The organism is Marinoscillum sp. HNIBRBA16962 (assembly GCF_057801515.1).
Genome location: NZ_CM173603.1, coordinates 1,104,032 through 1,117,031, shown reverse-complemented (window position 1 = coordinate 1,117,031; position 13,000 = coordinate 1,104,032). Strand labels below are relative to the sequence as shown.

General features: G+C 42.7%; 11 protein-coding genes. 8 read left to right on the top strand and 3 right to left on the bottom strand.

Annotated features, from left to right (window positions below):
• Nucleotides 1–2: 2 nt before the first annotated feature.
• The 8 genes from AC3E9V_RS04585 (at nucleotide 3) to AC3E9V_RS04550 (ending at nucleotide 5,186) form a co-directional block, all read left to right on the top strand.
• Entirely contained in the window at nucleotides 3–287 is a 285-nt protein-coding gene (locus AC3E9V_RS04585) for a cell division protein ZapA (protein ID WP_488752011.1), read from the top strand.
• A gap of 84 nt (nucleotides 288–371) precedes the next feature.
• Complete coding sequence (gene rny, locus AC3E9V_RS04580) at nucleotides 372–1,931, top strand: ribonuclease Y (RefSeq protein ID WP_488752010.1); 1,560 nt, start codon at nucleotides 372–374, stop codon at nucleotides 1,929–1,931.
• Between the two features lie 260 nt (nucleotides 1,932–2,191).
• The gene (locus tag AC3E9V_RS04575) at nucleotides 2,192–2,770 is read left to right on the top strand and encodes a hypothetical protein (RefSeq protein WP_488752009.1); all 579 of its coding nucleotides are present in this window, start codon (nucleotides 2,192–2,194) and stop codon (nucleotides 2,768–2,770) included.
• A gap of 68 nt (nucleotides 2,771–2,838) precedes the next feature.
• Nucleotides 2,839–3,597 (top strand): MBL fold metallo-hydrolase, encoded by a 759-nt coding sequence (locus tag AC3E9V_RS04570; RefSeq protein ID WP_488752008.1) that lies wholly within the window; start codon nucleotides 2,839–2,841, stop codon nucleotides 3,595–3,597.
• Nucleotides 3,598–3,643: 46 nt separating this feature from the next.
• A complete protein-coding gene (locus tag AC3E9V_RS04565; protein ID WP_488752007.1) occupies nucleotides 3,644–4,069 on the top strand; it encodes an Xre family toxin-antitoxin system antitoxin in 426 nt (141 codons plus the stop codon).
• Complete coding sequence (locus AC3E9V_RS04560) at nucleotides 4,066–4,518, top strand: RES family NAD+ phosphorylase (protein WP_488752006.1); 453 nt, start codon at nucleotides 4,066–4,068, stop codon at nucleotides 4,516–4,518. The genes AC3E9V_RS04565 and AC3E9V_RS04560 overlap by 4 nt, the downstream gene beginning before the upstream one ends.
• Nucleotides 4,519–4,601: 83 nt before the next feature.
• Nucleotides 4,602–4,793: a type II toxin-antitoxin system VapB family antitoxin gene (locus tag AC3E9V_RS04555; RefSeq protein WP_488752005.1), complete on the top strand. Its 192-nt coding sequence runs from the start codon at nucleotides 4,602–4,604 to the stop codon at nucleotides 4,791–4,793.
• A complete protein-coding gene (locus AC3E9V_RS04550) occupies nucleotides 4,794–5,186 on the top strand; it encodes a PIN domain-containing protein (protein WP_488752004.1) in 393 nt (130 codons plus the stop codon).
• A gap of 3 nt (nucleotides 5,187–5,189) precedes the next feature.
• Here the strand turns inward: AC3E9V_RS04550 and AC3E9V_RS04545 are convergent, their stop codons facing one another.
• From AC3E9V_RS04545 to AC3E9V_RS04535, 3 genes are read right to left on the bottom strand one after another with little or no spacing between them, the layout of a single operon-like run.
• A complete protein-coding gene (locus tag AC3E9V_RS04545; protein ID WP_488752003.1) occupies nucleotides 5,190–7,769 on the bottom strand; it encodes an ABC transporter permease in 2,580 nt (859 codons plus the stop codon).
• Complete coding sequence (locus AC3E9V_RS04540; RefSeq protein WP_488752002.1) at nucleotides 7,762–10,347, bottom strand: ABC transporter permease; 2,586 nt, start codon at nucleotides 10,345–10,347, stop codon at nucleotides 7,762–7,764. Before AC3E9V_RS04540 ends, AC3E9V_RS04545 begins: the two co-directional genes overlap by 8 nt.
• Entirely contained in the window at nucleotides 10,340–13,000 is a 2,661-nt protein-coding gene (locus tag AC3E9V_RS04535) for an ABC transporter permease (RefSeq protein WP_488752001.1), read from the bottom strand. The genes AC3E9V_RS04540 and AC3E9V_RS04535 overlap by 8 nt, the downstream gene beginning before the upstream one ends.

Below are 13,000 nucleotides of genomic sequence, written 5' to 3'. Positions count from 1 at the left end.
GAATGGCAGAATTATCAATAAAGCTAAGAATTGGGAATCGAGAGTATCCCATGAAGGTGAAAGCCGAAGATGAAGAACGCATCAGGAAAGCTGGAAAAATGCTGAACGAGAAAATAAAATCGTACAGGAACCAGTTTGGTATAGATGACAATCAGGATCTTTTGGCCATGGTAGCCTTTGACTGTTTAGTGGATAAAATGAAAAAAGAAGAAACTATCGAATCTACGGATGAAGTAGCGCTTGACAGAATAAAACACATTAGCCAAATGATAAGTGAAGCTATCTAGCTCCTCAATTTAAAGCACCTTCCTTTCTCGGGTTTATACACGCCGGCGTCCATGTATGTGTAAATATATATACTTTATTAACCCATGGACATCATATATATAGTAACTGGACTGATCGGCATCCTGCTGGGATTTGTCATAGATCGGCTGCTTCTCAGGAGATCGGTACTGAAGAAACTCAAAGAAGCTGAGGAAGAAAAAAAGCTTATCATTAAAGAAGCTGAAGTCACAGCAGAAAGCATCAAAAAAGATAAGATCCTTGAAGCAAAGGAAAAATTTCTGAAACTTAAGTCTGAGTTTGAAGAAGAATCAAACCGTAAGAAAAATCAAATTATAAGTAATGAAAATAAGCTCAGGCAGCGGGAAGGCAACCTTTCCAAACAGATAGAACAAAACAAGCGAACAGAGGCAGAGCTTGAATCGGCCAGGGAAAACCTTCAGGCTCAGCTGGAGATCGTGAAGAAGCGTAAAGAAGAATACGAAAAGCTCAAAAATCAGCAAATTAACATTCTGGAAAAAGTTTCCAACCTGACTGCTGATGAAGCAAGAAGTCAGCTGGTCGAAACACTCAAAGATGAAGCCCGAACCAATGCCTCGGCACACATCAGAGACATCATGGAGGAGGCCAATATGACTGCCACCAAAGAGGCGAAAAAGATCGTCCTGCAAACTATTCAGAGAACTGCTACGGAACATGCTATTGAAAACTGTGTTTCTGTTTTCAATATTGAAAGCGACGACATAAAAGGAAAGATCATCGGTCGTGAGGGAAGAAACATCCGTGCCCTGGAAGCTGTGACTGGCGTTGAAATTATTGTGGACGACACCCCTGAAGCCATCATCATATCAGGTTTTGATCCGGTGAGAAGGGAAATTGCCCGGCTCTCTTTGCACAGACTTGTGCAAGACGGACGTATTCATCCTGCGCGGATTGAGGAGATCGTGGCTAAGACTACCAAAAACATAGAAGAAGAAATCGTAGAAATAGGCGAACGTACTGTCATTGACATGGGCATTCATGGGCTTCACCCGGAGCTAATCAAGCTTGTTGGCAGGATGCGCTTTAGATCATCTTATGGTCAGAACCTCCTGCAGCACTCCCGGGAAGTAGCCAAGCTCTGTGCCACCCTGGCATCTGAACTAGGACTGAATGCCAAACTAGCTAAACGCGCAGGGTTGCTACACGATATTGGTAAGGTCTGGCCGGATGAGCCAGAAAAGCCACACGCAATCATCGGAATGGAATTGGCTCAGAAATATAAAGAGAACAATGAGGTTTGCAACGCTATAGGTGCGCACCACGATGAGATCGAAATGACCTCTATGATCTCCCCGATCGTGCAGGCCTGCGACGCGATATCAGGGAGTCGTCCGGGAGCACGTCGCGAGATTATGGAGCAGTACCTCAAGCGGCTCAAAGAGCTTGAAAATGTAGCGTTGAGCTTCGAAGGAGTAAACAAGTGTTACGCAATTCAGGCCGGTAGAGAGCTAAGAGTGCTGGTGGATGCAGAGAATGTCTCTGACCAGGTAGCAGGGGAATTGTCATTCAATATCTCCCAAAAAATCGAAAAGGATATGCAGTATCCCGGGCAGATCAAAGTAACTGTAATTCGGGAGACTCGAGCCGTAGCATTTGCTAAATAGCATCACTTTCAAAAAGAAGATGGACTCCATGATTTTGAGTCTTTATGAGAACTTTTTATATTATCCATAGAGAATAAGCGGGAAATAAAAGGTTGTGGTATGGGTCACAAGAGCATAGCAAGGTTTGGTCAGCTATATAGAAGCCTTTTCATTTTAAACACCTAATGTACTTTGCCGTAATGCATTTAAGGGTTCCTATATATATACTGCTTTTCATTTCATTCTACCGCTCATTTGGTCAGCAGCAAAATGCTAATCGAGTGACCCATTATCTTTTGCCTGAGTTTGTACCTGGAAAAGTAGTCATGAAAAATGGGACCAGCCAGGAACTGTTGGTCAACTATGAAATGCTGACTAGTAAAATGGTGATCCTCGAACGTGGAGTCACCATGATTATTGGGGAGAATGATTCTCACACCATTGACTCCATTTATGCCGGAGATCACCTGTTTGTTTTAGTGAACAATCGGTTTTTAGAGTTGCTGCACGATTCTTCAATTAGCCTTTATGTAGATCACAAGTCAAAAATTGATCTCTACAGTAAGAAAGCGGCATATGGTGGACGGACAGAAGTGGGTGCTGTAGAAAATCAGTACTATTATAATAATGGATCAGGTGTATGGAAGCTGGGTAACACTAGTGAATTTGAAAAAAAACTCAGCAGGGAATATTATCTGAAAACCGAAGGTTTGTTAAAATTTGGCACCAAAAATCAGTTTTTAGAATTATTCCCTGAACATAAAAAGTTACTGAGAAAATACATTAGAAAGGAAAATATCAAATTTGATTCACCAAAGAGTATAATAAAACTCACTCAGTACCTTGAAGAGATCCTTTGAGCTAATCAGCCATTATTTTCTTCACATAACTTTCAATTCGTTCTTTCGTTCTTAAAAAGAAAGAGAAAATGGTTAAGCCAATACTTCTATTAATTCTTTTCACGACTTCATTCAGTGGCATTTCCCAGCGGGCTGAACCTGACGTAATCTCAACAAAGGCAGGAGATCTGACCATTCAGCCCATTCTTCATGGTACATTGGTTCTGAAATGGAATGATAAAGTAATTTATGTTGACCCCTATGGAGGCGCCCAAGCCTTTGAAGGAATTCCGGATCCCACGCTAATCTATATCACAGACATTCATGGAGATCACCTGAGTGTGGAAACCTTAAATGCAATCAATACCGATAAGGCAAAATTTGTAGTCCCTCAGGCTGTGGCTGACCAGATGCCTGATAAACTAAAAACCGGTGTCTACATTATGAATAATGGAGAAACAAGAAGCATTGACGGTATCCTTACTGTGGCGTTGCCCATGTATAACCTCCCTGAATCCCGGAACTCTCGTCACACAAAGGGCAGGGGAAATGGCTACATACTAAACCTGGGAGGTAAAAATGTATACATCTCAGGAGATACGGAAGATATCCCTGAAATGCGCTCGCTCAACAACATTGATATAGCATTTATCTGCATGAACCTCCCCTACACCATGGACATTGATCAGGCAGCCAGTGCTGTCCTGGAGTTTGAACCCGAAATCGTCTATCCCTTCCATTACAGAGGGAAAGGCGGTCTTAACGACGTGGAAGGATTCAAAAAACTTGTCAATGAAGGAGATGAATCCATAGAAGTAAGGCTCAGGAATTGGTACCCCGAATACTAATTGGTATATTTGCTTTTATTGAGAGGTAAATTTACTGTTTCTGAAAATGAGCTCTAAAAAGAAATACGACATAGAGGGGAAAATACCTGCTCATGTATCTGAGCCAGAAATGCTCTATGCAATCAGAAAAAATACGGTCACCACCGACTATCTGGACCACCTTAAAGATCTTTCCGGCCTTAAGGACGAAACCCTGTCTGCGTCTCTGAATCTCAGCATCAAAACATTCAGAAATTATAAAGTCACTTCCTCCGCCATGAAGCCTCATTTGCAGGAACACGTTTTGTCACTTCTCTCACTTTATAAGCATGGGATTTCAGTGTTTGGCCATCAAAAACAGTTTAATGAATGGCTTGCAAAAACCAATTACTTCTTTGATAATGATCAACCAATCAACTTTCTAACCACTATAAGCGGCATCCGCTATGTAGATGACCGGCTCACTGCTATTGAGTATGGAGATAATGTATGATCGTTTATCGAATAGCCCGACTAAAGTACACGGATACACTCTACAGCTCTGGCGCCGCTAACCGATGGAATAGAGCACGACAAGAGGTGATCTATACTTCTGAGAGCATTGCTTTGTGCGCCCTGGAGCTATTGGCACACACGAATGGTACACGGCCTGATGGAAAATTTGGACTGATGCATATTGAGGTGGCAGATCCCTCAATCAGCACGGTGAGTTTACCCGACCTACCTTCGGAATGGAATACCCTGGCCTCCTACCCTTACACCCAACACATCGGCAGCACCTGGTATGAGCAATGCAAACAATTGATATTAAGCATTCCCTCTGCCATTATTCCCTCCGAAAGAAATCTCGTGATCAATACCCGCCACCCTGATTACACTAAAAATGTCCGTTTGATAGAAGTAAGTGACTTCTTTTGGGATAGCAGGTTTCCGTCGAAGTGACGAATGAATTTGTTTTTTTAATCCCATAACAAACAATCCCACAAAATAAACGTAAATTTATATGTACTAATGCATAAAAAATCATGCGCACCACGTTAGACCTCCCGGAAGACCTCATAAAGGAAGCCATGGAAGTTACAGGAGCAAAAACCAAGAGCCAGGTAATCCGTGAAGCACTAGAATATCAAATCAAAAGAAATAAAAGGCTAAAGCTTCTCTCATTCAAAGGAAAAATTAACCTGGATATTGACCTTGACTCTTTAAGAAAGAGATAAGTGCCCAGCAGGTATCAAATACTAGTAGATAGCTCGGTTTGGATTGATTTTTTCAGGACTGGCAAACAATCTGAGTTAGAACAATTCCTAAAAGAAGACTTAATTGTGACAAACGAGATAATTCTATGTGAATTACTCCCTCAACTGTATCATTCAGGCCAGCACGAAGCTGCAGATGCATTCCAAAATATTGATATCATACCCCTGAACATTGACTGGCAGATTATACGCAAGTATCAAGAGATTAACCTGAAGAATGGTATTAACAAAGTTGGAATTCCTGACTTAATTATTCTACAGCAAGTCATAAGTGAAAAGTTAACGCTGTTTAGCCTGGACAAACATTTTAAGCTAATGAGTGATCATTTATATTTTGATCTGCTTGATGCTTAAAGACTATTCATCCCTCAAAGTAGTAGCAGGATTGGTTGACCGTATCTTTCTCAGATATATACCGATAATCAACAAGGAAGTAGCTAAAAGGACTACCAGAGAAAAAACAAATGTGTTCAAAGACAGATCAATCCGATAGGGATAGTTATCAAGCCATTGTTCTGTCCAGTAGATCACAACAGGCACAGCTATAATTGACGCAACTACAATTAGCCAGAGGTACTCTTTGAAAAGTAATTGACCAAGGTTTGACAAACTGGCACCCAGTACTTTGCGCACAGCAATTTCTTTAATGCGGCGCTCTATGCTATACGACACGAGCCCGATCATGCCCAAACCACTAATTATCAAAGCCAAAAGGGAAAAGCTGTACGCTAGTCGTTGCATGATCATCTCTTCACCGTATTTGCTTTCGATCTCGCGATCCAGAAAATGATATTTCACCGGGAAATCGCTAAACTCCTCATGCACCTTCTCTATATAAGTAAGCGCTTCAGTTGTTTGGTTAGAAGCTACTTTCATGAAAACGTAATTTGTATTCAGAACATTTCTGATAACTAATGGCTGAATGGTCTCATGCAATGATGCAAAGTGAAAGTTTTTAGCTACCCCGATGATTTTGCCCTTTCCACCCCAAAAAGATAACTGTTCTCCTATAGGCTGGTCAAAACCAAATGTTTCTGCTGCCACCTCATTGATAATGTATTGCATAGAATCCTGATGAAGTTCTTTTGAAAAATTAGCTCCGGCTATAAGATCGACATCCAGCAGTTCAAGCATTCCCCGATCTACGTCCTGTATCCCAAAGAAAAACTCATCACCATTAGAAGGTTTGAGACGCCAGTTTACATCCCCCGTATAGCCAAGTGGTCCGATGAAGTCGTGGTTGGAGCCGCTTACTTCCAGGATGGATGAATGTGACTCAAGAGCAGCTTTTATCTCCTTGTATTTTGATTGAGAGTGTTGGTCAAGCTCCAGATAAGCTATGTTTTCCTGATCCAGGCCCAGATCTTTCCCTGAGAGGTATGTCAACTGCTGGTACACAATAAAAGCTCCACTCACTAAAAGAATGGATAGACAAAACTGAAGGCCCACCAGCCCTCTCCTGATAAAAAGGCCCTGCTTGCTGGTGTTTTTGATTTTTGAAAGTACGTTTTGACCACTTTTAGAAAGGGTCAAAGCCGGATATATTCCTGACACAAAAAGTGTAGCCAGGAAAACACTCGTTAGCAATAAATAAAACTGAGGATCCAGATAGTTGATAACAATGGATTTTCCCGTTATCGCATTGAAGAAAGGTAAGGTGAGATAAACACCAACGATACTGATCAAAATGGCTCCAATAATTATCAGACCAGACTCGATCAGAAACTGTAGCACCAAAACAACCTTATTTGCTCCAAGCGTTTTTCTAATCCCGATTTCTTTATCCCGACGAATGGCTCTGGCTGTTGTCAGGTTGATATAATTAAAACAGGCAATGAGTAGAGTGAATATCGCCACTAAAGCAAAAAGGATCAGATTATCGATACGTCCGCCGGCCTGCTTTCCATTTTCAAAACGGTCATAGAGGTATTGATCTTCATACTTCTGCATGGTTAGCTCATACCATTTTACACCAGCTTTTTCTTTAGGTAGCTCCCTGATTTTCTTCGAGAAAGTCTTCAAATCTGTTTGAGGGTCTGTCTTGATGTAGGTCGCAAACCAGGTATTGCCCCAGTTCTCCATATTTTCGTGCAGTGAGAGTAGATTATCAATAGGAATCAGCAAGTCGAATCTAACCGAGGAGTTTTTCGGAATATCCTCAAACACTCCTGTGACCAAAAACTCCAGATTAAGCGGACCATGGTGGATAGTTATTCGCTCACCGACCGGGGATTCACCTTTAAAATACTCCTTTGCAAGTCTCTCTGAAATGACTATGCTTTTAAGATCCTGCAAGCAAGTTTCCGGACTCCCCTGGAGCATGGGGATGCTGAACACCTCGAAGAAGTTGGGATCAGCTGAAGCAAAAGACTGCTCGGAGAGCTGATCATTGAGCGTTACAGCTACAGGCTCAGCATACGAATACCTGACACGATTCAATACTTCGGGAAAGTCCTCCACCAATGCATCACCTAAGGGATAAGCCGTGCTCTCCTCGGTATAAGTAGTTCCATTGACATCTACTTTCATCATCATCCGATATAGCTGGTCTCCATTTTCATGAAAGCGGTCAAAGCTATATTCGTCTCTGATCCAGTAATATGTCAGTAGTGTACACCAGACTCCACAAGCCAGCCCGATAATGTTGATTGCGGTAAAAAACTTTTCCCGCCTGAATATTCGGAAAGCTATTTTTAAATGATTTTTAAACATACCATAATGATTTAATCTTTTATGCCCGGAAAGGGACTTCATAAGAGATGGCCGAAAAAGCCTGACAACATCCCAGGTAAACTTCCATTTAGCTTTCAGTGCCCCCCTTGCCTTTACATTTTCTTCAAAAAGCTCCACCAAATCACCCTCGATGTATTTCACAAGATCCGGATGGCAAAACCAGCGGAGGAAACGGAGTAATATTTTCGGTGGATGGTTATTCATCTCTCAGTAGGTCCACAGGATTCAATGAGATAGCTTTTACCAGCTGGTAAGCCACAGAAAGGCCTACAATAACAGCACTGAAGAGAATGGCTAGACCGAAGTGGATAGGCGAAATCTCAATACGATAGGCATATCTGTTTAGCCAGTGATCCATTCCAAGAAATGTGAGGGGACAGGAAAGGGTCAAAGCGATCAGCAGTATATCAAAATAGTTTCCAGACAGCATCCTGACTAGCCCAAAACGAGAAGCACCCAGCACCTTTCTTATGCCTATCTCCTTAATTCGTCTGTTCACTATATAGCTCGTCAAACCCACCAGTCCCAGACACGAAATAATAATTGATAGCAAAACGAAAAGGGCAAATACCTTTCCTAATCGCTGCTCATCTTCATACAATATTTCAATGTCTTTATCAATAAACCCGAACTCGAAGAGCACTGAAGGGTCAACACTGGTGCAGGTAGCTTCAAGTGCTTCCACTGTCCGCTGAAATTGATTGGGTTCTGTGCGTAGCACTAGGTAATTAGCAGTCGGGTAATAAACAAGTATCAGCGGCTCCACCTCAAAGTGGAGTGATTTAAAGTGAAAGTCTCTGATAACCCCTATTATGTTTCCCTTCCCATGAAGGTTCAGCCACTTTCCTACCGCAGCTTCAGGAGTAAAACCCATCAGTTGAGCAGCTGATTCATTGATTATGTAATTTTTCTTATCTGTTTCTAAGCTTTCCGAAAAAAATCTCCCACTTACCAATTGTACTTTGAATACATCGAAGAAATTTTCATCTACGCCCATGTTAGGAATTACAGAGTTCAGTTCCGGATCTTTACCCTCCCAGTCCAAACCATGATTGGCCTGTCCCATATCTACAGGCAGCGAGGAGATAAAGGTAAAATTCTCTGTGTAGGCATTCTTTTCAAGCTCCTTCTTGAGCGTGTTGCTGTTTTTCAGGTTTTCGGATAACCTGGTGTATACGAGGTTACTCTTATCATATCCCAGGTTTCTGTTTATAATCATTTTTAACTGATCGGAAACAATGAAATTTGCGGAAATAAGGGAGATCGAAATAACGAACTGCACCAGCACCAGGGCATTGCGGTGATTAAACCAGCCGTACTCATTGCGTTGGTTGATCTTTTCCATTCCTGCAGAAGAAACAACACGATTCAGTGAGAAAGCAGGATATACACCAGCCAGGAATGTAACCAATACAATAAGCAATACAGCACTGAAGAGTACACGGGGCTGGCTCAGATCGAGGGAAAGCTGAACACCAACAACTTCGCTGAAATAAGGAAGTAACATAAAAGTCAGGCCCAAAGTGACCAGCAAGCTGAGGGTAGCGTACACGAATGATTCGATGATGAAATAGAAGATCATTTGCCCTTTTGAAGCACCGATCGTTTTACGAATCATAATCTCCCTGGCTCTGGTCAGTGACTGAGCAGTGGTCAGGTTTGCATAGTTGATGCAGCCTATCAGTAAGATCAACCCGGCTATCATCATCATTATCTGCACATACATCATGCTTCCCCCGGCATCTGTGTCAAATTGCAGATCATTGTGCAGGTGAATTAACCGGATGGGCTCGATATTAAAATGAACCTCAAATTCACTATCATGAGTCAGGTAAAGAGCCTGCAATTCTTTATTCAGGTTACGGATATCAGCGTCAGATATTTTGGCTTCTGGTCCAAGCTTAAAATAGGTCCTGAAAGCAAACTCACTCCAACTGGACCCATAGTCATAGCTGGCTGTGGACTGACCATAGGACATGGGAAGTATCACATCGAATCTGAGGTGAGAGTTAGATGGAGGATCAGCAAAAACCCCCGAAACGGTAAAATCTGCCTGATCATCTTTTCGAATTACTTGCCCGATAGGGTTCTTTCCATTGAAATATTTGAGTGCTGCAGATTCTGAAATGGCTACTTTATGAGGTTCATTCAGAACGGATTCCGCAGATCCTTTGATAAGCTTGAAAGAGAAAACCTGAAAGAAGTTTTCATCGCCCATGAGCACATTTGACTCTTTGAATTTCTGATCCCCCACCTCAAAAACTGCTTCAAATGTTCCTCTGAGTCTAGTGGTAGACGCCACAAAACTGTACTGATCCTCCAATGCACCAGCCAGTGCCCCTGGACTAACTGCGGTATGGAATTCACCCGAGTTACAAGAGACCCTGTAAATCTGATCTGCATCTTTATGAAACGAGTCAAAACTACTTTCATGCGCCACCCACAGCATGATCAGAATGCAGCTTGTCATGCCAGCCACCAACCCCATCAGGTTGATGGCTGCAAAGAATTTATTTCGCTGCAGATGTCGGTGAGAGGATTTAACGCTGTGTCCTAAAATACCGTAGTGACTAAGCTTTATTCTATGAGAAAGCCCAATCATCTCAGGTCTAAACAATTTTATCACATCCCACACAAACCTCCAACGTGCCGTATGGATACCCTTCTTCCGAACATTCTCCTCAAAAAGCTCCACCAAATCACCCTCGATGTAAGTGACCATGTCTGGCCGACAAAACCAGCGGAGGAAGCGGAGTAATATTTTCGGTGGATGGTTATTCATCCCTTAAAGATTCAACTGGATTAGTATTAGCTATAGCAAAAACCCGATGGAATATTGTATAGCTTGAGATAGCCAACAGAACGATACAAGGAATCAACAATAGGCCTGGTGTAAATCCAATACGATAAGCATAGTTTTGGAGCCAGTGATGGCCTGCGATAACGATTATCGGCATAGCAATCAAAACAGCAATCAGGATCAGGATCAAGTATTCCTTTGACAGCAACAGCATAAGACTCCACAGATTCGCACCCAAAACCTTTCGTATTCCTACCTCTTTAATCCTGAGCACAGTAGAATACGAAATCAAGGAAAAAAGTCCTATGCAGGCAATGAAAATCGCTATCAGACTAAAAGTAAAGAACATTTTACCGAATCGAACATCTGCTCGATACTGGGCATTAAAGTCCTGGTCAAGAAAATAGCATTCGAACGGATCATTAGGATAAATTTCTCTGAAATTAGCCTCAATGTAATCCAAAGTTTCCCGAACGTTCTTTGTGCTAATCCGGATAGACAGATAGGCATTAAAGTTCTTGACAACACCAAAAATGGTTGGCTGAATGGGTGCCTGCAAGGAGTTCCAGTGAAAATCCCTAACCACGCCCTGTATTTTCAGCGTATCCATGCCATCCATTACAATGTGGTTGTTAATGGCATCCATCGGTGACTTCAGTCCTAAAACCAGGACAGCTTTTTCATTGATAATTACTGCTTCATAGTCATGCATACCTTCGGTAAAAGTGCCGCCTGAAACAAAATCCAGGTCATAAACATCGTTAAAAGAGTGATCAACCAGTACGACATCTCCGACCTTGTTATCCGCCCTCGGGTTGCCCAACTTACGCATGGGTTCTGTCCCTATTTCTCCCTTAGAAGGAATATTACTGGATCCGGTAATCGCCTCAATTCCTGGATGATTTTGAAGTTTGGCTTTGAATAGTGAATGGCTTAGAGACAACTGCTCATTGCCTCCTTGGTCGAGTACGGCTCTGGGTCCTGGCACAATTAGTATTTTTTCCATATCCACTCCCAGCTCCCTGCTTTTCATGTAAGTAACTTGCTGGTACACCAGGTACGTACCGGCTATTAGTACCATGGAAATCAAAAATTGAAAAAGTACAAGTCCTCTTCTCAAATAATGTCCTCTATGCGATACCACATTTACTGACTTCAACATGGAGACCGGATGAAAGCGCGCCAGGATAAATGCCGGATACAAACCCGAAAAAAATGACCCGACAACCAAAAACAATATCAGGCAAAGCCAAAATGAAGGACCATTAAATGCTTCAAAAGAAATATTTCTGCCCAACAGATCAGGGAGTAAAGGCCTGACCAATGCAATGAGCAACGCTACCAGAAAAACAGCTATAAGATGGACTGCAAAAGATTCGAAGAGAAACTGACTAATTAGTTGCTTTTGGTTTGCTCCCATGGATTTTTTAATACCGACCTCCTTTTCTCTGCGAATGGCCCTGGCGGTGGAAAGGTTGATGTAGTTGATCCACGCCATGAGTAAAATCATTAATCCCACAGCACTGAAAACCCAGACATCCCGGATATCCCCATTTTGCCAGCCATATTCTGAAGTGAGATCAGAGCGAAGGTGAATGTCCGTCATGGGTTGGAGGCCGATCTTTACTTCCTCTCCGGCCTGCTTCAGACCATCCCCCAGCCTGTTTTGTATCAGCTGACCTAATCCTCGCTCTAAGGCTTTAATATCTGCAGATGGCGCAGCTCTCAGGTAAATAGAAAAGTTGGTCCATGCCCATTGATCACTTCTCACATATGCTCCGTAATGTGAGAGCAAAAATTCCATGGGTATGACCATACCGAACTTTATATGCGTGTTTTCCGGAAGATCTTTCAGCACACCCTTTACGATAAACTCCCCACTAAGTGTGCCACCGTACACTCTGAGTGTCTCCCCAATTACCTCTATGCTTCCAAAGTACTTTTTTGCCGCCTCTTCGGTGATAACTATGCTGTTCATATCATCCAATGCATGTTCCGGCCGACCGGCTAAAAACGGAAACTGGAAAAGATCGAAAAAGCCCCTGTCGGCATATAAGATATCGCCCTCAAAGAAATTGCGTTGATTTTTAGCATTTGACACCACTAGATCATTCAGGATGGAAACGGGATGTATCCGAACCAGCTCCTCAATTCCAGACAATTGCTCCCTGGCTTCCGCTCCCAATCCGCTCCAGGTATCAGGTTCACTGGCTTGTAGCGCCCCACTCCTATAAGTAGACTGGGTGATACGGTATATTCTTTCTGCATCCGTATGAAACCGGTCATAGCTAAGTTCAAACTGAACGTGCTGGAGAAGCACCATGGCTGCCGCCAGACCTACTGCCAGTCCAAACACGTTTATGGACGCATAGGCTTTATCCCTGGAAAAATTCCGCAACGTGATTTTCAGGTAGTGCAACCACAAGCCATAGTGATTCATCGGATAAGTCCCTCCCGCAGGCCGGAATAGCTTCACCACATCCCAGAAGAACAGCCATCTCGCTTTTCTGGCTCCTTTTTTCCGTACACGGTCTTCAAAAAGCTCCACCAAATCACCCTCGATGTATTTCACAAGATCCGGATGGCAAAACCAGCGGAGGAAACGGAGGACGAGTTTTGAGGGTGATGGCTTCAT